22 protein-coding genes and 1 pseudogene are annotated in these 20,294 nt (G+C 39.7%); 6 read left to right on the forward strand and 17 right to left on the reverse strand.

Translation table 11 applies throughout. The features are described 5' to 3' along the window. Nucleotides 1-125: 125 nt before the first annotated feature. From IPU53_RS05090 to IPU53_RS05100, 3 genes are all read right to left on the reverse strand, one after another. Nucleotides 126-1,352, reverse strand: a complete 1,227-nt coding sequence (locus tag IPU53_RS05090) for an MFS transporter (protein ID WP_313886447.1) — start codon at nt 1,350-1,352, stop codon at nt 126-128. A 71-nt stretch (nt 1,353-1,423) separates the two neighbouring features. Next, complete coding sequence (locus IPU53_RS05095) at nt 1,424-1,912, reverse strand: GNAT family N-acetyltransferase (RefSeq protein ID WP_207448712.1); 489 nt, start codon at nt 1,910-1,912, stop codon at nt 1,424-1,426. Nucleotides 1,913-2,055: 143 nt separating this feature from the next. Then, a complete protein-coding gene (locus tag IPU53_RS05100; protein ID WP_207448551.1) occupies nt 2,056-3,126 on the reverse strand; it encodes a M42 family metallopeptidase in 1,071 nt (356 codons plus the stop codon). Between the two features lie 132 nt (nt 3,127-3,258). Here IPU53_RS05100 and IPU53_RS05105 point away from each other — a divergent pair, with 132 nt between their 5' ends. Next, nucleotides 3,259-3,501 carry a hypothetical protein gene (locus IPU53_RS05105; RefSeq protein WP_207448553.1) on the forward strand — a complete coding sequence of 81 codons (243 nt, stop codon included), beginning with the start codon at nt 3,259-3,261 and terminating at the stop codon, nt 3,499-3,501. 311 nt (nt 3,502-3,812) lie between these two features. On the opposite strand, the gene IPU53_RS05110 is transcribed toward IPU53_RS05105, so the two are convergent. Further along, nucleotides 3,813-3,959 carry a hypothetical protein gene (locus IPU53_RS05110; RefSeq protein ID WP_207448555.1) on the reverse strand — a complete coding sequence of 49 codons (147 nt, stop codon included), beginning with the start codon at nt 3,957-3,959 and terminating at the stop codon, nt 3,813-3,815. Between the two features lie 186 nt (nt 3,960-4,145). On the opposite strand from IPU53_RS05110, the gene IPU53_RS05115 reads away from it, so the two are divergent. Beyond that, entirely contained in the window at nt 4,146-5,108 is a 963-nt protein-coding gene (locus IPU53_RS05115) for a D-2-hydroxyacid dehydrogenase (RefSeq protein ID WP_207448557.1), read from the forward strand. Nucleotides 5,109-5,464: 356 nt separating this feature from the next. On the opposite strand, the gene IPU53_RS05120 is transcribed toward IPU53_RS05115, so the two are convergent. The 3 genes and pseudogenes from IPU53_RS05120 to IPU53_RS05130 form a co-directional block, all read right to left on the reverse strand. After that, the gene (locus IPU53_RS05120) at nt 5,465-6,181 is read right to left on the reverse strand and encodes a dihydropteridine reductase (protein ID WP_207448714.1); all 717 of its coding nucleotides are present in this window, start codon (nt 6,179-6,181) and stop codon (nt 5,465-5,467) included. 84 nt (nt 6,182-6,265) lie between these two features. Further along, on the reverse strand, nt 6,266-7,912 hold the full coding sequence (locus tag IPU53_RS05125; protein WP_207448559.1) for a hypothetical protein: 1,647 nt from the start codon (nt 7,910-7,912) through the stop codon (nt 6,266-6,268). Further along, nucleotides 7,905-8,602: pseudogene (locus tag IPU53_RS05130) on the reverse strand (ABC transporter ATP-binding protein). Before IPU53_RS05130 ends, IPU53_RS05125 begins: the two are co-directional and overlap by 8 nt. A gap of 209 nt (nt 8,603-8,811) precedes the next feature. On the opposite strand from IPU53_RS05130, the gene IPU53_RS05135 reads away from it, so the two are divergent. Beyond that, nucleotides 8,812-9,123, forward strand: coding sequence for a PepSY domain-containing protein (locus IPU53_RS05135; RefSeq protein ID WP_207448562.1), 312 nt, complete (start codon nt 8,812-8,814; stop codon nt 9,121-9,123). 94 nt (nt 9,124-9,217) lie between these two features. Here the strand turns inward: IPU53_RS05135 and IPU53_RS05140 are convergent, their stop codons facing one another. Both IPU53_RS05140 and trmB read right to left on the reverse strand, forming a co-directional pair. Continuing rightward, nucleotides 9,218-10,102: a YtnP family quorum-quenching lactonase gene (locus tag IPU53_RS05140; protein ID WP_207448564.1), complete on the reverse strand. Its 885-nt coding sequence runs from the start codon at nt 10,100-10,102 to the stop codon at nt 9,218-9,220. A gap of 94 nt (nt 10,103-10,196) precedes the next feature. Next, nucleotides 10,197-10,838, reverse strand: a complete 642-nt coding sequence (trmB, locus tag IPU53_RS05145; RefSeq protein ID WP_207448566.1) for a tRNA (guanosine(46)-N7)-methyltransferase TrmB — start codon at nt 10,836-10,838, stop codon at nt 10,197-10,199. Between the two features lie 139 nt (nt 10,839-10,977). Here trmB and IPU53_RS05150 point away from each other — a divergent pair, with 139 nt between their 5' ends. After that, nucleotides 10,978-11,256 (forward strand): YtzH-like family protein, encoded by a 279-nt coding sequence (locus tag IPU53_RS05150; RefSeq protein WP_207448568.1) that lies wholly within the window; start codon nt 10,978-10,980, stop codon nt 11,254-11,256. Here the strand turns inward: IPU53_RS05150 and IPU53_RS05155 are convergent. From IPU53_RS05155 to IPU53_RS05185, 7 genes are all read right to left on the reverse strand, one after another. Beyond that, nucleotides 11,251-12,066, reverse strand: a complete 816-nt coding sequence (locus IPU53_RS05155; protein ID WP_207448570.1) for a phosphotransferase family protein — start codon at nt 12,064-12,066, stop codon at nt 11,251-11,253. The genes IPU53_RS05150 and IPU53_RS05155 overlap by 6 nt on opposite strands. Before the next feature lie 356 nt (nt 12,067-12,422). Further along, nucleotides 12,423-13,370 (reverse strand): nuclease-related domain-containing protein, encoded by a 948-nt coding sequence (locus IPU53_RS05160; protein WP_207448572.1) that lies wholly within the window; start codon nt 13,368-13,370, stop codon nt 12,423-12,425. Nucleotides 13,371-13,412: 42 nt separating this feature from the next. Further along, a complete protein-coding gene (gene thpR, locus IPU53_RS05165; RefSeq protein WP_207448574.1) occupies nt 13,413-13,958 on the reverse strand; it encodes an RNA 2',3'-cyclic phosphodiesterase in 546 nt (181 codons plus the stop codon). A 122-nt stretch (nt 13,959-14,080) separates the two neighbouring features. Next, entirely contained in the window at nt 14,081-14,938 is an 858-nt protein-coding gene (gene dat / locus IPU53_RS05170) for a D-amino-acid transaminase (RefSeq protein ID WP_207448576.1), read from the reverse strand. 13 nt (nt 14,939-14,951) lie between these two features. Then, nucleotides 14,952-16,373 carry a dipeptidase PepV gene (gene pepV, locus IPU53_RS05175; protein WP_207448578.1) on the reverse strand — a complete coding sequence of 474 codons (1,422 nt, stop codon included), beginning with the start codon at nt 16,371-16,373 and terminating at the stop codon, nt 14,952-14,954. 60 nt (nt 16,374-16,433) lie between these two features. After that, the gene (locus IPU53_RS05180; RefSeq protein ID WP_207448580.1) at nt 16,434-17,606 is read right to left on the reverse strand and encodes an ABC transporter permease; all 1,173 of its coding nucleotides are present in this window, start codon (nt 17,604-17,606) and stop codon (nt 16,434-16,436) included. Next, the gene (locus IPU53_RS05185; protein ID WP_242698081.1) at nt 17,596-18,327 is read right to left on the reverse strand and encodes an ATP-binding cassette domain-containing protein; all 732 of its coding nucleotides are present in this window, start codon (nt 18,325-18,327) and stop codon (nt 17,596-17,598) included. Before IPU53_RS05185 ends, IPU53_RS05180 begins: the two co-directional genes overlap by 11 nt. Before the next feature lie 403 nt (nt 18,328-18,730). Here IPU53_RS05185 and IPU53_RS05190 point away from each other — a divergent pair, with 403 nt between their 5' ends. Then, nucleotides 18,731-18,949: a DeoR family transcriptional regulator gene (locus tag IPU53_RS05190; RefSeq protein WP_207448582.1), complete on the forward strand. Its 219-nt coding sequence runs from the start codon at nt 18,731-18,733 to the stop codon at nt 18,947-18,949. Between the two features lie 155 nt (nt 18,950-19,104). Here IPU53_RS05190 and IPU53_RS05195 read toward each other — a convergent pair whose 3' ends face one another. After that, entirely contained in the window at nt 19,105-19,824 is a 720-nt protein-coding gene (locus IPU53_RS05195; RefSeq protein ID WP_207448584.1) for a pseudouridine synthase, read from the reverse strand. A gap of 120 nt (nt 19,825-19,944) precedes the next feature. Here IPU53_RS05195 and IPU53_RS05200 point away from each other — a divergent pair, with 120 nt between their 5' ends. Continuing rightward, nucleotides 19,945-20,283 (forward strand): hypothetical protein, encoded by a 339-nt coding sequence (locus tag IPU53_RS05200; RefSeq protein WP_207448586.1) that lies wholly within the window; start codon nt 19,945-19,947, stop codon nt 20,281-20,283. Nucleotides 20,284-20,294: the final 11 nt, after the last annotated feature.

The raw sequence follows: 20,294 nt of genomic DNA on the forward strand, positions 1-20,294 counted from the left end.
TCGAAAGGAAATCAGAGCTCTTTATTTATTTGCGACTGACACTCTGGTTTCATTATCATTACATAAAAAAAGTGCCCAAATCCCCAATTTTGCCTACTAGGGTCAGACACCAATTTTTAAAAATTCTATTGCTCTAATGTGTTTTCTTCTATTTTCTTCACATCTGATGTAACTGGTTTCGCAGCCTGTGCCAGCAATCCAGCAACTGTCACACCAATCAGTACAAAAATTAATGACCGCAGTAAACCGACTGATTCAGCGATAGCCCCTAAGATGGGAGGACCAACAAGAAAGGCCATATAACCGACCGTTGTGACAGCTCCTACTCGAGCCGCCACACCATGTGGATTATCACCAGCTGCAGATAAACCAATCGGAAAACCGTAAGCTGAGCCAAATCCCCAAAGAACAATTCCAACAGCTGCCGCATAATAATTCCCACTAAAAATGACGATCATGAGCCCGAGTGCTGCCGAAATGGCGGAGATTCTAAGAATTGCTACCCTGCCAAACTTAGCTAAGAGAATATCGCCCACTGCGCGACTAATCGTCATGGTCGCGACAAATAAACTAAACATTAAAGAGCCAGCTGCGGCGGTTTTGTCATACCCATCCACAATGACTAATGGCAACCAATCCCCGGCAGAACCTTCTGCAAAAGCCATTCCTAGTACGATGATGCCAAGCAAAAACGTCCGTTGCTCTTTCCAAACAGAGAGACTCTCTTTCGCTGTCGTTCCATTGGTATCCTCATTTTTAACTTGACCAGATCCTCCCGGTATAAAGCGAAAGAAATAAATGATTAAGATGAATACAGTAAAAGCAATAACCAATAAATGCATGATAATTGGCACATGAAGATTATTGACAACGGAACCAATCATCGCACCAAAAAACGTCCCTAAACTGTATACCGCATGAAAACTCGTCAAAATTGGCTTTTTTACCGTTTGTTCAATCGCCGTGCCTTCAACATTCATCGACACATCACAAATCCCAATACCAAACCCAAAAAGCGCTAAGCCACCAAAAACAATCAATACATGAGGAAACCATGAACTACCGATTCCCACAGTGATCAACCCAGTGGAACTAAGCCCTAGTCCTACTAACATAATGACACGACCGCCAAAGCGTGTGATTAAACGACTTGCACAAAGAAGGCCAATAATCGAACCAGTAGAAAGACCAAAAATGATCCAGCCCATCTGTGCTGTTGAAACACCTAATGAATCACGAATATTTGGTGTCTGGGCCACCCAGGATGCCATGGCAAATCCAGAAAGACCAAAATAAAAATAGATGGCCATACGCCACAAACGAATTTGCCGAGTTGTAAGTGCCTGTTCCACTGAATACCATCTCCTAAGAATCATAAACATCATCATTCTACAAAACTATATTTTTAAATGTAAGAAGGGCTTTATCCCAATGCCTCAATTTCAATATAAAAAGGGACAATATCAACATAACGCCCGTCTTTCTGTTTAAATCCATTTGGAATTACGCCTAATGAGGAGAATCCTAGTTTCTTGTATAGGTGAATTGCCCCTTTGTTGGCAGCCACCACCGCATTAAATTGCATGATTCGAAAGCCCAGTGATCCTGCTACCTCCAACGAATCAACAACTAATTTTTCGCCAATACGTTTCCCTCTTTGTCCAGACTTAACACCATAGGAGGCATTAGCAATATGTCCGCAACGCCCCACGTTATTCGGGTGTACAATATATAGACCAAGGATCTCGCCTTTTTCTTCGGCCACACCTGTATAGGATTGTTCTGCAAAAAAAGACCTTGCTTCCTCCAGTGTCAATGGCTCCTCTTGCGGAAAAGCCAGACCTTCCTCGACAATCTCATTCCATATAGACATCATATATGGTATGTCCGCTTCTGTATATTTTCTAATCATAATTGCCACTTCCAAATCCCCTCTTTTTTCGTGTTATGATGATTGCGCTTCTAAGCAAGCTAGTTGGTATAATACCGATTTCCTAACTAAATAGCCCGATTGTTGAATTGTCACAATCGAGCTTATCAGTGTAGTTATACAAATTATTGTTGCTTAATTGCATCTACAGTTGTGCGATCACAGGCTTTGACAAGTTTGATAAGTAGTTCTTTAGCCGCTGCATAGTCATCTACATGAACAATGGATGAAGATGTGTGAATATAGCGTGAGCATATTCCCACAACAGCACTCGGAATGCCCTCATTGGCTGTATGAACACGCCCTGCATCTGTGCCGCCTTGTGACACAAAATATTGATAAGCAATCTTGTTTGATTCCGCCGTATCGAGCACAAATTCACGCATACCTTTATGGGTGACCATCGAACGGTCCAAAATTCGGAGTAGGGCTCCATTTCCTAGCTGGCCAAATTCATTTTTATCACCGGAAGCATCATTGGCTGGGCTCGCGTCTAATGCAAAGAAAAGATCTGGTTGAATCATACTGGCTGCTGTTGCCGCCCCGCGCAAACCAACTTCTTCTTGCACAGTTGCACCAGAATAAAGTCTATTCGGCAAGGATTCACCTTGTAATTCTTTCAGAAGCTCAATCGCTAACCCACAACCATAGCGATTATCCCAAGCTTTTGCCATAATCTTCTTCGGATTGGCCATTGGGGTAAACGGACAAACAGGGACAATCATTTGCCCAGGCTTAATGCCCATTTGCTCCGCATCCTTGCGATCATCCGCTCCAATATCAATCAGCATATTTTTAACATCCATCGGTTTACTGCGTTGGGCCTCTGTTAAAAGATGTGGTGGAATCGAGCCAATCACACCATCCACCTTTTCCGTAGCCGTCACAATCTGAACTCGTTGTGCAAGTAAAACCTGATTCCACCAGCCACCAATCGTTTGAAAACGGATCATTCCATTATCGGTAATTTGTGTGACCATAAAGCCCACTTCATCCATATGACCGGCGACCATAATCGTCGGCCCTTGTTCATCCCCACGTTTGAAACCGAAAATTCCACCTAAGCGATCTTGGATAATCCCATCCGTATATTGTTCTAATTCTCCCCGCATATAATCGCGAACAGCATGTTCATTGCCTGCAATCCCTGGTAACTCTGTTAAAGTTTTAAACATCGTAAGGGTTTCTTGATTCATAAATCTTCCTCCCATTTCAAAAATGTATGTATAGTTCTATTTTAACCGATTTTTTCTCGTTGGCTATTCATTTGTTTATTCAGCATAAAATAATTTATAATCAATATAATTAGCATAGGAGGGATAGCCCCAGTGTCAAAAGAAATTTTACATGAATGGCAACCAGAAGCTTTCTTACAATTCAACCTGGCAGAAAAACGTCTCTCTAGTATTGGATTAGTTGATGTAAATATTGGAGCAGATGAGTTAAACATTACCTTAGAAAATGGCGCCCAACACCTGGAAATCATCTATAAGCAAATAGACCTTTCGATTCCAGTTGAATATTATGTATGGTCGTTCCGGTATGGTACTGAAGGGACACGCAATGTCTAGCCTATGTCAACCGCAAGGAAACAGCGAATATAAACAAAGACTATTATTATGCATTCAAGATGGAAAACTCGGAATATATATAATGGCATGATCACGTTTCTCCTTTTACAAGTAAAGACTATCCCAAGCTAGAGCACCATATTTATATCACTTCCAATGATGTTTTGGAAGTTCTTAGTACATTTGAGCCGACTTTTAGGATAAAAACCATATCCTAGAATTTGATCATTTTATTAGATCTTACCATTGTCTAAACAGCATAAATCAGGTATGATAGACATAAGATGATGGAGTAGGAAAGGGGTTTCCCCCTATTCCTCAAGGTTACTGGAGCCTTTCTTCGCTGCCGACGAAGAAGGCTCTTTTCTGTTGCGATAATTCATGAGCGCGGTTACAAGGTTAATGCCCGCAACCACTACATTCACAATGGCAACGAAAAGAAGCACATACCTTTCCATTCATCTCACCTCCTTTCAGGGAGGTTATATTTAAATTATAGCAAAACAAGCTATCAAGAACAAGTGTTCTATGTAAAATTTTTACAAAGCCGGTGCCCCTCGCATGGCATATGAATCAGTTTCTTTTCTTTATAAGCGATTTTAGTTAGAATTAAATATTATTACTAGCATATAAGGAGGGATCCGATGACGACAAAAACCTTGGTGATCAACTTAGAATTAGCACACCACCTTTTAGAAGAAATCAAACAAGTAGTGCCTGATTGGAAAATTGTTGCAAGTAAAGACAGTGAGCGTATTCAAGAGGACTTAGAAAAGGCGGAAGTTGTATTACATTGGAAAAAAGCAGTGGAATCAACTTTGCTTGAAAGAAATAACCAGGTCAAATGGATTCAAACTTGGAGCGCAGGTGTGAATAGTTTACCATTGCAAAAGCTACAACAAAAAGAGGTTGTGCTAACTAGTGCGAATGGTGTCCATGCCTATCCTATCTCCGAGACGATCTTTGCGCTGATGCTGGGCTTAACGAGAAAGATTGATACGTATGTAAGGCAACAGCAAGAAAAGAAATGGCAGAATGGTGGGCTTGCATTAGAAATTCACGAGAAAACAGTTGGAGTAATCGGGGTCGGTGCCATTGGTCAAGAAACAGCTAAAATTGCCAAAGCCTTTGGTATGAAGGTGCTAGGTGTAAGGCACTCAGGAAAACCTAACAAATATATTGATACCATGTATAAACCTGATCAATTGGAAGACGTGCTCAAACAATCTGACTTTGTCGTAATCACGCTTCCACTAACAAAGGAAACTACTCATATGTTTGGGGAGAAACAATTTCAGCAAATGAAAAACAGTGCCCTCCTTATCAATATTGGCAGAGGACAAATTATCGATCAGACTGCATTGCTTCAAGCATTGAGAGATAAGGAGATTGCAGGTGCAGGTCTCGATGTATTTGAAGTAGAGCCATTACCGGAAGATAATCCATTATGGGAACTGGATAATGTGGTCATCACCCCCCATACTGCAGGGGCAACCGAACATTATACCGAGCGTGTTGTCCGGGATATATTTATTCCTAATCTAAAACATTATCTTACCCATCAAGCCCCTCATCTAAATGTCGTTGATTATAAAAAGGGGTATTAATAATCTTCTAGATAATGAAAAGGCACTAACTACCTATTCGTAAGTTACGAATAGGTAGTTAGTGCCTTTTCTTATTCAATTAGCAAGAAAAGCGCAAGGCGCCCGCCTATCGGCGACAAGCAAATGTTCTGAGACAAAGAAAGGCGTTCTTTGCCTTTCATTAGCTCAGGTTATTTTCGTGGAACATCGGCTAAGGTCGCCACGTCCTGTGGCAACGCCGATGGACTCGCTCCTGCGAGCCTCGAGCCGATGGCGCCTGGAGCTAGACACCAACCGCAATGTAAACAGTTATCCACAAGCGACATTTTTATAATTTCCTAAGCAATGGAACAACTATCAGGAGATTTTCACTTCGATTAAATTGACAAATCCACTGGTAAGAACTCAGCCAGTTGTCGTTGATGTTTATCAAGCATAATTTGTTCCGGCTTGATGCCCTGCTCACGAAGTACTTCAATATTCTGCACAAGGAATTCGTCACTGCCGATAATGTAGAAGAGACCATCCTTGTCTGCAGCCAGCTTTTTCACTTCTTCATAGTATTCTTGACGATTATCGACGAACTGTGAGGTGAACTTCTTATCAGGTGCAGACTTAAAAATATTCGGGAATAAGAAATCTTTTGACGAATCAATGTTCAGGGAATGAATTTGATTGACGTTGTCAGCACGTTCGAAATAATCAAGGACAAGTGGTCTTAAAGTTGCCAGGCCGACACCGGATGACAGCAGATAAACATTTTTGTCTTCTCTTTTAAGCGGCACATTTGAATGAATTTTAAATATGGCAACCTCTTGGCCAACTTCAAGATTTCTTAAAATCGACTTAAACTCGGAGCACTGCTCTCTGATCCGTGTCGTGATCCCGATTGAATTTTCATGCGGTAAAGTGGAGATGGACATATGGCGAATCAGGCTGCGGTTTGGCTTATCACCGGCGTTAAAGCCTTCCAGTGCCAAATGGATGTGGGCCCCTTCTTCCCATGTAAGGCCTTCCGGAAGGTCAACAAAATACGTTTTAACCTCAGGAGTTTCATCAACAATCTTATTTATTTTGCTCCAGTATATTTGCATCATATCTTCTCCTTACTCCATCATATTTATTGTTACTATCTACTATACACTAAATGATAATATTTCTCAATTAAATATTGAATATTATGAGATCCTCAGTCCCTTTTTCCCCTCTTTGCTCACCTTAAAAACTTTTTTCCAGTACAGGATCGTTCCTATCAAAAGCAGGATTAAATAACCGATCTTTCCAAAAGGAATGAGCAGAGCAATAAAATGAAGGAGAACAAATCCACCTACAAGAAACATTAACAAGAAGAACATGGCTGTATTCACCGATTGTTGAGCTGATTCAAATGGTTTTGTAAAGGGAAAATATTCATTATTTATTAGTTTATATGCAAGCACCGTTTGCAAAATGGCTGTAACGAATACAATGAGTAAATCTAACCAAATATCCCAAGAAAATAGATAGAGAAAAACAACTGAAATAAGTAAATAAACAGGCAAATAAAGTTTTACAAGTAAAGTCTTAAGTGCTGCGCTATAAAATTTCTTTGTCTGCTGCACGGGACTAGTTTTGAATATCCATCCGCCCTTATCATTTTTCGAGAATTTCAGCATTTGCACCATTGAGCCTATCATAATTGTACTGAAGTAAATATTTAAATAGGTTTTACTATCCGCTAGACTGTCAACAGTCTCAGTCATGAGGGTATTCATAATAAAGATAAATGGAAATACTAGCCCCATTCCTAGTATAGGATAGACTTTTAATTTAAATTCCCTTTCCCGACTCATCATAATTGAGGAGAAACGAAAGAACATTTTCTCTTCTTGATCGAAACAAATCAATGATGACCAAAAACGTGTAAGCGAAAATTTCCATCTTTTTATCTCACCCGTTTCGTCCATCAGCTTTTGCAAATTCCTTTCGAAGCTAGGCATTAGCCATATATAAACCGCTAATGCGATGAACGGGATCACTAGGGCCAAACTTGACAAAAGGATATATATGAAGGAGTGATTGTGCCCGAGTATTAGTTCAAACGGTGCCGCAAACCAAATTGGTGGAAGCAAAACATGCCACCATTCAAACATATAAGATATATTTATATCGACTATATTAAAGGCCCGGATAAAGATCTGATATCCAATCACAACGGCAACGGATAAAATAATTTGCACATAATTAATCAGGTTTTTTAGCTGATCACTGCCAAAGAATTTTAAAATCACGAGATAGACAAGCGCGGTAATCGCAATGATCAATAAAACTAGCAGCACGACTTCTGCTAAAAATAAGAGAAAAAATACAATTCCTTGCTTAAAGAGCATGACGATCGCAGGAACCGAAATAAATGCCCCCGTAATAAAAGCCATATAATACGCGATATGAATCATCTTTGCTGCGTTAATCGTTCGGGAATCAAGTGGCTTTGTATGGAAAATCGCCTTATCTCTTATATCTAATAGAACAGAAGAAAAATCAGCAATCAATGAAGTCATCATTAAAAACATCGTTAGCCCAAAGATAATACTCATCTGGAACATATATTGATCCAGAAAAACAAACAAGACGAGTAATAAGCCATATAAGGCATATATGCCCAAGGTTTTGAGAAATTGGTTGCCTTTCGCCTTCTGATTTCCTTGAAAAATTGTCGGAGTCCGCCTTTGATCCATGATTAGTTTCATTTCAAGGATTTTTCGCATCATTTTATAGTCGATCTTCATCCATGTAAACAGGGGTTGAAACCAATCCAATATTTTTAAGGAACGAAATTTAGTCATCCCTATCCCCTTCCAACACAGTGTCCACAAAAAGTTTTGCTGTATCCTGATGTTGGTTATACCCTGTTAATTGATTGAAAATCCCTTCTAAAGATCCTTCTTTACTTTGCTCCTTTAATTCTTCAAAAGTACCATCAGCGGCATGTGGGAAGAATAGAAAATAGTCTTACCTCTCGATGCCAATTTCTCCAAAATATCCTTTGCCATAATCACGCTATTCGCATCCAACCCATTTAATGGTTCATCCAGAAAGATAAGGTCAGGATCATGCAGCAAGCTAGAAATAATCAATACTTTTTGTCGCATCCCTTTCGAAAAAGAGGATATTCTTTTATGAAAAACCTCTTCTAAATCAAAGGATTTCATCAGTTTCAATGCTTTATTTTCTGCTTGGCTTTCTTCCATTCCGTACAATTCACCAATAAAAGTGAGATATTCACTAGCTGTCAAATTTTCATAAACATCCGCACTTTCTGGCACATAGCCAATTTTTCTTTTATAATCTGGACCTGTTGAAGAAATATCTTCACCAAAAATTTCAACCGTTCCCCCGTAGCCTTCCACCAAACCGAGCATAATTTTTAATGTCGTACTTTTGCCGGCTCCATTGGGTCCAATATAACCGATAATTTGCCCCCGATAGACATCTAGATCAATACCATTAAGGACATGGTTATCAAGAAAACTCATCGTCAAATTTTTTAAAGATAAAACTTTTTCAGTTGAATTGGAAATGATTCTCACCCTCTATTTTTATATTTCAGCATCAACAGCCGTCATCTCTTAATTCTATGGTAACATCTCAGTTTTTTCTTGTGTAGAAAAAGTCCCCATTAAATTCTCGAAGAATTTGCTTGATTCCTGTATACTGAAAAAATAGATAGGTGGAGGTGCAGAAAATGAATTGGAAATCGTTTATTGCTGGAACTCTTACTGGCTTAATCGGTGGCTATTGTTTACGAAAAATAATGGAAGAACAAGTCCCCTTATCTGGTGAAAAGGTACTTGCCGATATTAAGCATGCTTTTAAACAAGAAGGAAGTATTGACGGATCGTGGATGCAGATGAAACCTGAAGATTATCAAAAACATGCGATCAAAACGAAGGTATATCGTGGTGGCATTATGCGTACCCGGGACGGAGAACGGCAGCAGTTTGAATTTATTGCGGACGCCTTTACAGGAAGTGTTTTGGACGTGTATCCTCTTTAAGGAGGGGTAGGAGGCACCAATGGATGGTGCTTCCTGCATTTTCTCCCACATTAACTAGCAGTAAGACCTTCACTGATTGAAGTTTCACTGATATTTATGATTTTTTGTGTAAATCCTTTAGTAATTTTCCTTGATCTGCTCGCTCTCGCTCGAATGTAGCCATAATGTCTCCAGTTTTATTCCACTTCAAGGCACGATAATAAGCATCATGGTAAAAACTAAACCAGGCACCTGAGTCAATCGCTTTGGGAATCCAGTTTTGCTTTTCACGGATCGAATCCATCGGATAATCATCATAAGCAAGAACCCATAAGGGATTTTGATGGGCATGGGTTGGCATAAGATCAGCCATATGGACAAGCCTTTCCCCAGCGCTTTCCATCATAATGATGGAGTGGCCAGCGCTATGACCTCCTGTATGAATCATATGGATACAATCTTCTAAGATAATGTCGTTTTGAAAGGTAATCACCTGATTGGCGATCGCTTGCCAATTCTCGGGCCAATATGTATTACGCGAGCGAATATTTGGGTTGAGCATTTCATCCCACTCTATTTGCGAGGTATAAATTTTTGCATTGGGAAATGTTGAAACAAACCCATGAGCAGTTGGTTTCGTTAATCCGCAAGCGTGATCAAAATGAAGATGGGTCATGAGCACAAGATCAATATCTGCCGCTGTGAGAGCAAACTTTTCTAGTTCCTCTTCTACCTTCGATTCCTCTGACACTCCATAATTTCGTTTCTGCTTATCCGTTAACTTTCCATTGCTAATGCCCGCTTCAATTAAAATATTTTTCCCATTCACCTGCAAAAATATCGGATCACACCGTAACTCAATTTGATTCTTCTCATTTACAGGGTATTTCCGTGACCATAAAGGCTTGGGAACAACTCCAAACATCGCGCCCCCATCCATAGTCGTATCTCCACCATTTAACCACCTCAATGTGATATCTCCGATTTGTAATCTTTCCATCTCATTCTTTCCTCCTTTGCTTCCGAACATGTTTTGTGCTTTTTTATAGTAAAAAACACATGAACATTTAAATGGTTTCATGTGTTTAAATCGTTTATTTCATATACTGTACTTCACAGCGATAGATGGGATGGCCTTTGGCCGTGAATTTCTCTTCATATTCGGTCATTATGTTGCCTTTATAATCGCTGTCATGTAAATCTAGCCATACATCATTTAGCTTCATCCCGTAATGAGAAAAGCTCACAAGGGAATATTCAAATAATCCACGGTTATCGGTTTTGAAGTGAATTTCGCCTTCGTCCACAAGGATATCTTCATAGATTTTTAAAAAGGACTCATGGGTTAAACGTCTTTTTTCATGGCGGTTTTTCGGCCAGGGATCGGAAAAATTCAGATAAACCCGTCCAACATCCCCTTCTGCAAAGAAGCTACGCAGATCAGCACCATCCGTATGTAATAATTTTACATTCGGTACATCCACTGCCAATACTTTATCTAGTGCTGTCACAATCACACTTTGTTGCAGTTCGATTCCAATATAGTTTATATCTGGATGTGCGCGTGCCATTTCCGAAATAAACTGTCCTTTCCCTGTCCCCACTTCGATATGGAGCGGCTGATTATTCCCGAATAGCTCGTCCCATTTGCCTGCAAAATCATGTGGGTTGGGAATGACAAATTGAGGATATTGTTCAATTTTTTCCTTTGCCCACGGTTTATACCTTACACGCATGTTTCTAAACACCTCTGATTTTCGTATGGTTAAAAATAACACTAATAACTTGATCCCGTCCTTTCCCAAAATCAAGCAACGCATAAAGGCTTTTCATCTGCGCAAACTACAAGCAACTCATTGGAAAGGAAGAAGAAGCATGTCTTTAAATCACCAAGACCAAGTCAATTTATTACAAGATATTTTAAATAATCATTTAGAGGACTGCTGTGGCTCTGTCTCAGAATATGAGCAAGTAGAACGGTTAATCCAATCCTTACTTGCGAATCAATCTGTGCCCCAGGAAATGGAACCTCTTTTGCATGATATATATAGCTATTCTCAAACAGGGAAAAATTCAAGCCATCTTGATCAACATATAAATGCCCACCAGGACCAGCTTTCCCAGTGGGTGCATGTTATCAATACATTATCATAAAGGTTTAGTGAGAGGATAAGAACAAGCATAATCATTTCTCATATAATTGTCTAAATCCTTTGTCCAATAGTTCACTTCAAACAAATGCCCTCTTGTTTGATGCCATTGAATCGATAATAAAGTATGGGCGATCGTATACCATTTCATCCGCCATTCAAGATTCGCGGTAAGAGGACTTCCATAATGACGTAACCAGTGAGACCACTTATTTTTCGGGACATACCAATGTAGAAGCACTCCTAAATCGAAAGCGGGATCGGCGATCGTGGCGCCATCCCAATCAATTAGAAAGGTCTCTCCTTTGTCGGAAAACAACCAATTATTATGATTCACATCCCCATGGCAAACAGCCCAATCATTGCATTGTATAGTTGTCCACTCTTTTTCAAGAAAAGCAAGAGCCCTATTGATCGTAGAATTGGCATATAACTCTTGATCCAATGTCAACTTAATATCCTCAAGCATTACATTGGGTCCATAGGGTTTTTTCTCCATCCGCGCCATCATACTTAAAAGTGGCTTTGATTCATGTATTTTTCTTAAGAGCTTTGGCGCTTCTTCTCCTGCCATTTCTCCCGCTGAAAATTCTCTACCGGCTAAACATTGCTGGGCCGTTACGACATCACCGTTTTCCAACCTTCTTGTCCAGACCAACTTCGGGACGATCCCCTCTGCTGATAAAACAGCCAAAAACGGGGACGAATTTCGTTTGAGAAACAGTTTCTGATTATCTTTGATTGCAAAAAAAGCTTCACCGGTTGCTCCACCGGCAGGTATAATTTCCCAATCCTGCCCCAATAATTGTTCCACCTAATTTCACCTTCAATTATATCAACAAATAGTAGTATCGTATCTGTAACTTTTGATTAGAAGAAAAAAAGATCGCTATTGACTCATAAGAAAAGCGCAAGGCGTCTGCTTATCGGCGACAAGCAAATGTTCTGAGAAAAAGAAAGGCGTTCTTTGCCTTTCATTGTCTCGGGTTATTTGACCTCGAGCCGATGGCGTCTGGAGCTAGATCCAAACACTAGCCAAAATTATACTTTCTTATCTTTTAGAATAGCCATCTGTATTATCCAATTTTATCGTTAATCGTCATTTTTCGTCAAGTGGCAATTGCTGAAAGTTTGATTTTAACTTGTCTTTTTTCACTTTAGAATAGTGATTCATTCAGATTCCCAGTTTGGTCTTTGAAAAGAAGTCGTTTGCCCATATTCTAATAACGACTTTGCCGCTCGGATTTGCATCATCTTAATGGGAGATGGTGTTTTTCTTGCCCTTTCGAACCATTCCCCATATGTACGCTGGTCTAAAATCGCTATGTCCCCTGCAACATCTGGATAATCAATAAAACCATTCCGAGATACAATCGCTTTACGTATCGGTAATGCCACTTCATACAATTGAAAAATCTTCTTAACAATTTTCTCCATTCTGTTCACTGACATCACAGGATTCAAAACCTTCTTTTCTTTATCTCTCACCTTCATCTTCCAAAAATGTTGATTTTCCCCAAGATAGGCAGCCTGATTCGACTGCTCAATAAACGTCAAACACCATATTTCAGTTGGTGTGAGCAATAGAACGTCCAGCTCAACTGGTGCTTTTTTCAATAAAAAAATCGGTTCATAAAATAGAAAGTAATTATCCGGAAAGCGTTGGAGGAAATGTTTTAATCGTTCATCTATATAAAACCGTCGATCAACAAATGATTTTTCCATTACGGTTGAGCTTGCCCATTTTAACTGAAAAAGCAATAAATGATCAAGAAAGCTTTGCTTTAATTCCGTTTCTGTTTGTACATGTAGAGGGGTTGAAAAATCAAAATCTTCCTCTTTATCTTGTGGAGTCTTATTTTCATCATAAGCTTCTATTGGAATTTCAATGGCATTTGTCTTTCTTTTAAACAACTTTTTCAGCGATCGAAATTTTTTCTCCTCTTCAGGAACACTGTCTATTTCCACCGAATTTGCTTGAGAAGGCACCCCGGTTTCCCAGGCTTGTTTGATTTTGAGCCATTGTTGTTTTTTTAGACGAATGAATTGAGAAGGATAACGCGATAGGTCTGTTTCATAACGTGAAACATAGTCTTGCAGTTTTAATAATTGAGCCATTTATCTATAACCTTCCTTACTTATTACATCCATTATACCCCATTATGAATGAGAGAGGGAGAATGTCTTTACTTTTTCGTATTTTGGTGTTTTTTCTGGATGTGTTCGATATAAAACCACTTCATTCGCTAAAAATGAGAGGGAAGGATCATACACACTAAACATTTCCTTCTTTAACCTCTGTTCACCAGGCCACTTACGCGCCAAGGTAATATGAGGATGAAAACGACGTTCTTCTAAGGAAAAACCAGCATTTTGGCAAGATGTATATATCTGTTTTTGCACATCCAATAAATTTTTTGAATTATTTACCCCTGCCCAAAAAATCCGCTGACCAAACGTATCCAAATGTGTTATTTCTAGAGAAAAGGCTCTGAATTCGAAAAGATTCTTCTCAATATCCCCTATCGCTCTCTCCCGTTTTCCTTTATCTGCTGCTCCTAGAAAAGCTAATGTAATATGATAATCTGCAGGATGGACCCACTTTTTAAAAGGAAAAGCAATTTTCAATTTTTTACTTAATATAGCTAACTCTTCTTTCATTGGATCTGGCAATGCCAATGCAAAAAAATAATGTTCCGCCATCATGATCATCCTCTTTTCGCTTTGTGTCTATTAGCTGTTCATCCTTTCATTCGCTGAACAGGCGTTTGCGCTTTTCTTAGAAAAATCCGATGTTTAGTAGTCTCTTCCTAAACATCGGGTTGCATTTACATTTTTTGAGTTTTTACTGCTTTAATTTCTTCTAAAAACAAGGACTGTAATTTTTTTGTCAGTGGGCCTGGTTTCCCATCTCCTATGGATTGACCGTCAAGCTGGACAATCGGCATTACTTCAGAGGTAGTGCTGGAAATAAAGATTTCATCTGCTGTTTTTAGATCTTCTAATCGGAAGGTCTCTTCAGTGATCGGAATTTGATGAGATTGGCAAAGTTTCAGAATCACTTGGCGAGTGATCCCATTTAAAATAAAATTGGTTGCTGGATGTGTGGTGATTTTACCATCTTTTACAATATAAGCATTGGACGAAGAACCTTCTGTTACCGTTCCGTCACGATGGAGAATCGCTTCATAACAGCCTTGCTCGGTTGCTTCTTGTTTGGCTAAAACATTTGGTAAAAGATTCAAGCTTTTGATGTCACAGCGCAGCCAACGAATATCCTCTGCAACCATCGCTTTTACACCATTCTCAAGCACATCTTCTGGCCTAGGCACTTCCTTTGTATAAGCCGTTAACACAGGCTTGATATCACTCCCTGGGAATAGATGATTTCTAGCTGATGCGCCTCTAGTCACCTGCATGTAAATTGATCCATCTTGAAGTTGATTCTTCATGATCAACTGCTCAATGAAATCAAGCATTTGCTGCTTATCGAATGGCATTTCCATTTTGATTTTTTCAGCGCTTTGAAAAAAACGTTCCATATGCTCGTCAGCTGTAAAAGCCTCACCACCATAAACCCGGATAACTTCATATACGCCATCGCCAAATTGATAGCCGCGGTCTTCTATGTCAACAACAGCCTCTGTACGCTCGATTAATTGATCATTCACCAATACTTTTCCCATATAACCATCCCCTTTACTTTTCTTTTGCTAATTCATATATGGCTTGTGCGTAAATAGCTGTAGCTTGCCAAAGATCATCTAATTCCATATATTCATCCTTTTGGTGAGCAACATCTGGTTGTCCTGGAAATAATGCCCCAAAAGCCACTCCGGAATCAAGCGATCTTGCATAGGTTCCCCCACCAATCGCTAATAGCTCCGCATTTTCTCCGGTTTGTTCTTCATAGACAGCCTGTAATGTTTGGATAAGAGGAGAATCCTTTGGCACATGATGGGGTTTAGAATCTGTATACTGTCCGAGCTGAAAGCCTGATTCTTTGCACACCTTCTGAATCGATTCCTTCCCTTGCTCATGGTTAAAAGTAACCGGATAGCGCATCGTAATGCCAAACTGTCCGCCTTCATGTTCGTTATAAGACATTTTCCCTACATTGATCGTCAGTTCACCTGAAACATCATCTTCATACGCAACACCAAGTGCACGTCCGCGTGAATCGCCAAAAAAGAAATCCACAGCTGCTTTTATATATTCCGTTCCTCTCGCATCAAGCGTAAGGGTAGATAAAAAATTGGCTAATAATAATCCAGCATTTTTGCCTTTATCCGGTTCTGAACCATGGGCACTTGCACCATGGAGCTCCATTATCGAATAACCGCTTTCTACATAATATTTTCCAGTTAGCTCCTGGGTATCCAAAAAATCTTCAAACATTTGAATAATATCTGTATTGCCATCTTTAATATCGAGAATCGCTTTAGCATGATCAGGGACCATATTATAGCGTAAACCAGAAATATAGGATAGCAAGGTAATCGGCGCGCTAGTCTCTTTCGTATCCTTTACATCTTGAACAAGATCAAAGTCAGCAATTCCCTTTTCAGCGATAATAATGGGGAAATCTGCGTCAGGAGCAAAGCCCATTTCTGGCATTTCTTCCTCTTTAAAATAGTGATCCACACAACGCCAATCACTTTCCTCGTCGGTACCAATAATCAGACGTACCCTTTTTTCAAGAGGCAAGCCTAGTTCTTTCGCAATTTTCATGCCATAATAAGCGGCCATCGTTGGCCCTTTGTCATCAATTGCGCCCCTAGCGTAGATTCTCCCATCCTTCACAACCCCAGAAAAAGGATCATCCGACCAACCGTCTCCTGCTGGAACAACATCAACATGACCTAGAACACCAATTAAGCCCTGTCCTTCACCAGCCTCCACATGCCCGGCCACATCACCTGTATTTTTCGTTGAAAAACCATCTCGTTGACCAAGCTCAAGCATATAGTCCAGCGCTCTTTTAACCGCTTCCCCAAAGGGAGCTTCTGCTGTTGCTTTCGTCTCGTCTAGCACACTTGGAATTTGAAGAAGTCCTTGTAAATCCGCGAGAATGGTATCTTTTCTTTTTTCCACTTCTGCTTTCCAATCTATTTTCGCCATTCTGATCATGACTCCTTTATTAAAAATTGTCTTTCCCTATTATATACCTTTTTTTGTATTTCATAAATTTGGAATTTGTGTAAGAAGAAAAAACCTTACAATCACGAGCAGGACAACAATGATAATAAATGGAATAAGCAATACTGATGCGACAAGTTTCTTTGCCTGAAAATAGCCGACTTCCTGAGGATATTTTCTGGCAAAAGGATGTTCTTCAACTGTTCTTCGCCACGCGTTCCCAATCCATGTGATTAGAAAAAGCACACCGGCAATCATGACCGTTATTTTTAACCATAAGGGTGGTAAGAGGACAATCGCTGCTCCAGTTACACTGATAATCTGAAAGTATTGCAAAATATATTGTGAATCGCGGGTAAAGGCTTTGATAAATAATTCCAAATAGCCCGTTTTCTGATTACGCCTCTTAAACAATCGGTTCGATTGTGCGTATAGTCGTGGCTTCGCTCGATTACTCGAAAACCTCGGTTTTTCAATGTCCATTGAAAGTTGAAAAATTGTTTCCGTATATTTATTTTTCTCGAGTTCATCAATGGCTAAGTCTTGTTCAAAATTATGAACGGAAGAAAAACGTCGGCGTACAAAGAAAAACGAACTCCCTGTATTAAGTAAAATCAGGAGGAAAAGCCAGACAATATTCTGATTTGTAAATAACCAAAAACCAAGCTCCCAGATAATCAAGGCTCCCATCACAAGTGGAATGCCTCTAAACAGACTTCGCCATCCACGCACTTGCACATTCAATTTCCCTTTTATCGACATAATCAACCATTTTAAAGATACCCAAAGTCCAGCAAAAAGAAAAAAATCGTTTGTATGTAGATGGAAATGCTGATACCAAAATGGGGCAATTGCAATCCCAAGTCCCACAGCAGACAAACATTGGAAGCAATAAGAATAGAAAATCCCCCACTGTTTTAATTGCAAGAACAGCTTTTTATTTTTCCTGAGAAAGATTCGATCGGCTTCCCGCACATATGTGTGGAAGTGTTCCCCCCATAATAGCAAGAAAAACAATGCGAGCATGTGGATCGACATTCCGTCTATCCAGCCGGGCAGTTCTATCCACCAGGAACGATAAATGAAAAAAGAAATAACAGTTGCCGGCAGGATAAAATAAACAAACACAGTCCAATCAATAATCGATTTAATCGTACCAAACCGATACTCCCAGCCTTGCTTCAATCTCATCCAAAACAGCTTTTTACTCTTCATCTTCTTCATCCTCTAGATCCAAACATGAATAAAGACTGCCGTCGGCCGCACCACATTGTTGTAAAACCTCGCTTAAATCCCCTTTCGCTTTCATCCTTCCATTTTCAATAATGATAAAGGAATCACACATTCTTTGCGCTGTATCCAAAATATGGGTACACATTAGAATCCCCTTGCCTTTGCTTCGTTCTTCTTCTAGAAGATCTAAGAGGAGCTTAGTTGATCCAGGATCAAGTCCCATAAATGGCTCATCAATGATTAGTAAATCTGGTTTTGTAAATAAGGCCAGCGCCAGCATCCCTTTTTGCTGCATTCCCTTAGAAAAATTCCCAGGAAATTCATGAAGATGGGCGGATAAGCGAAATTTTCTTAATATGTCCTTCGCATAGTGGAGCGTCTCTTCTTCCAACTCTTCGACAGCTGCCACAAATTCGAAATGCTCCCAAAGAGTGAGTTCTTGATAATATAAAGGGCGTTCAGGAATATAGGAAAGCTTCCTCCCTTGCTCTTTTAAAATCTCTCCTTCTACAAAAGGTAATTCATCCAGAATCGCTTTAATCGTTGTACTTTTCCCCGCACCATTTGCTCCAATCATTCCGAGCAACTCACCTTGTCCAATGGAAAAGTCTATATTGGTAATTGTTCCCTTGTTTAGTTGATAACCTGCTTGTTGTATGTTTACCTCTAATAACGCCACAAGCTCACTCCCTACTATCATCATGATCTATCTCTACATCTACGAATAAATGTCTAAAAAGTTCCGCAATATACTAAAAAGAGCACTTTCCCCTTTTCATTTTTTGATAAATACGTTAAAATGTAAGTGTCTGAAAATAGAATATACTTAAAGTGGTTGTTCAAAGAGGATTAAAATGGCTCGTCGACTAGAGAAACAAACATCGAGTGTCATTTTTATCGGAGACCTGCAGGACGTAGCTCATAGAGGCGTTGCGACGTACAGGAAGTACTGGTGTAAGGGAAGCGACAGAATGTCGTGAATTTAGCCTTTGCTCCTCATTTTTGAACATCATTTAAAAGGAGTTGTCTGCGGGAAATTACCATCTCTTTAACTAGGCAAGATGTCAACCGACTGCCATGGGATTAAAGATGAGGGAGTGGTTTTATTGAAACCGTCAACGAATAGAATGCTTACCAGGGTCAAATCCATTTACTTATACATCTTAGAAAATGGTACTGTCACAACACGAGAAATTGTGAATGAATTTGGAAGCACTCCTCGCACCATTCAAAGGGATTTGAATGTGTTAGAGTACAATGACCTAATCAGTAGCCCGAGACGCGGAAAATGGACAACAACAAAGAAAAAAGTGAAAGTAACATAACGCCCACGACCAGTCTGCTTATGAAGCAGTGACCTTTCGCAGGTTATTAAGGGCAATTGACCAAGCAAATGAAAGCATTCAAAGTGTCATGTTTGTCAGATTCTTGATTATTCTTTATAAAATAATAAAGACTGCCCATCATAGATGGAGGGCAGTTATTTTATTGCGATATTTTGCAATTGCATTACTTCTTCTTCTGTTAATGCACGATATTCTCCAAGCGCCAATTCTTCATCCAACTGCAATCGTCCCATGGAAATGCGCTTCAAATAGATGACTTGTTTTCCTACAGCCGCAAACATTCTTTTGACTTGATGGAATTTCCCCTCTGTAATCGTTAATTCAATATCTGATCTTTCACCAGCTTTTAAGATTTCTAAAAACCCAGGCTTTGTCTCGTACCCGTCATCTAAGATAACACCCTGTTGAAAGGCATGTTTATCGTCTTCACTGACAAGCCCTTTAACTACAGCAAAATAGGTTTTCGGCACATCTTTTTTAGGCGATAGAAGTTGATGGGCTAGCTTTCCGTCATTGGTTAATAGCAATAGCCCTTCCGTATCCTTATCCAATCGGCCCACTGGGAACGGGGACATCACCGCATCATCTGGATGCAATAAATCGATCACGGTTTTTTCACGTACATCCTCGGTTGCCGAAATCACATCAGCGGGTTTATTCATCATTAAATAAATATATTCACGGTAATGAACTTCTTCTCCATTGACATAAATCGATTGTTGTTCAGGAATCACTTGTGTTTTCGGATCTTTTACAATATCCCCTTCCACTGTGACACTTCCACTTTTCAAAAGCTTTTTTACTTCTTTCCGGCTACCATAGCCCGTATTTGCCAAAAGCTTATCAATTCTCATCAAAAAACCTCCTTTCTGTGAAAATACAATATTTCATTTCTTTAGGCCCATGCCCATACGCTTTATAAACTCCTACATAGGCTGATGGTGGAAGAGATAATGAAATGGAGTGACGTATAAATGAGTTTTCGCCAACAAATGCCTATGCCGTTTTCTAATCAAATGCCGTTTCCAGGCCAAATGATGCCACAATTTCAAGGGAATATGCCGCAACAGCCCTCATATGAGGAATTTTCACAAAACCCTCAAGATGAAATGCAAGCAAAATTCTTTCCTGGGATGCCAAATCATTCCTCTCTTGATCGGAGAGTCGATCAATTAGAAAATCAGGTCAGAAGACTAGAGCGGCAAATTAATCGGCTTGACCGCAGAGTATCGCGCTTGGAAGGTCAAGGAGGCCATCCAGGGTTTCCAGGTCATCCAGGTCGACCAGAATATGAAGAAACTGGATATTATTAATTCTTAAAAGG

Source organism: Bacillus sp. SD088, from assembly GCF_017355205.1.
In the GTDB taxonomy this organism is placed as follows: Bacteria; Bacillota; Bacilli; order Bacillales; family Bacillaceae_C; genus Lederbergia.

Excerpts from the sequence above, each read along its gene's own strand:
- IPU53_RS05135 (WP_207448562.1), top strand. The coding sequence starts at position 8,812 with ATGAATTGGAAATCGTTTATTGCTGGAACTCTTACTGGCTTAATCGGT.
- IPU53_RS05095 (WP_207448712.1), bottom strand. The coding sequence starts at position 1,912 with ATGATTAGAAAATATACAGAAGCGGACATACCATATATGATGTCTATA.
- IPU53_RS05120 (WP_207448714.1), bottom strand. The coding sequence starts at position 6,181 with ATGCAAATATACTGGAGCAAAATAAATAAGATTGTTGATGAAACTCCT.
- IPU53_RS05100 (WP_207448551.1), bottom strand. The coding sequence starts at position 3,126 with ATGAATCAAGAAACCCTTACGATGTTTAAAACTTTAACAGAGTTACCA.
- IPU53_RS05160 (WP_207448572.1), bottom strand. The coding sequence starts at position 13,370 with ATGGCTCAATTATTAAAACTGCAAGACTATGTTTCACGTTATGAAACA.
- trmB (WP_207448566.1), bottom strand. The coding sequence starts at position 10,838 with ATGCGTGTAAGGTATAAACCGTGGGCAAAGGAAAAAATTGAACAATAT.
- pepV (WP_207448578.1), bottom strand. The coding sequence starts at position 16,373 with ATGGCGAAAATAGATTGGAAAGCAGAAGTGGAAAAAAGAAAAGATACC.
- IPU53_RS05125 (WP_207448559.1), bottom strand. The coding sequence starts at position 7,912 with ATGACTAAATTTCGTTCCTTAAAAATATTGGATTGGTTTCAACCCCTG.
- IPU53_RS05115 (WP_207448557.1), top strand. The coding sequence starts at position 4,146 with ATGACGACAAAAACCTTGGTGATCAACTTAGAATTAGCACACCACCTT.
- IPU53_RS05140 (WP_207448564.1), bottom strand. The coding sequence starts at position 10,102 with ATGGAAAGATTACAAATCGGAGATATCACATTGAGGTGGTTAAATGGT.
- IPU53_RS05195 (WP_207448584.1), bottom strand. The coding sequence starts at position 19,824 with ATGAGAATTGATAAGCTTTTGGCAAATACGGGCTATGGTAGCCGGAAA.
- IPU53_RS05150 (WP_207448568.1), top strand. The coding sequence starts at position 10,978 with ATGTCTTTAAATCACCAAGACCAAGTCAATTTATTACAAGATATTTTA.
- thpR (WP_207448574.1), bottom strand. The coding sequence starts at position 13,958 with ATGATGGCGGAACATTATTTTTTTGCATTGGCATTGCCAGATCCAATG.
- IPU53_RS05185 (WP_242698081.1), bottom strand. The coding sequence starts at position 18,327 with ATGATGATAGTAGGGAGTGAGCTTGTGGCGTTATTAGAGGTAAACATA.
- IPU53_RS05110 (WP_207448555.1), bottom strand. The coding sequence starts at position 3,959 with ATGGAAAGGTATGTGCTTCTTTTCGTTGCCATTGTGAATGTAGTGGTT.
- IPU53_RS05180 (WP_207448580.1), bottom strand. The coding sequence starts at position 17,606 with ATGAAGAGTAAAAAGCTGTTTTGGATGAGATTGAAGCAAGGCTGGGAG.
- IPU53_RS05200 (WP_207448586.1), top strand. The coding sequence starts at position 19,945 with ATGAGTTTTCGCCAACAAATGCCTATGCCGTTTTCTAATCAAATGCCG.
- dat (WP_207448576.1), bottom strand. The coding sequence starts at position 14,938 with ATGGGAAAAGTATTGGTGAATGATCAATTAATCGAGCGTACAGAGGCT.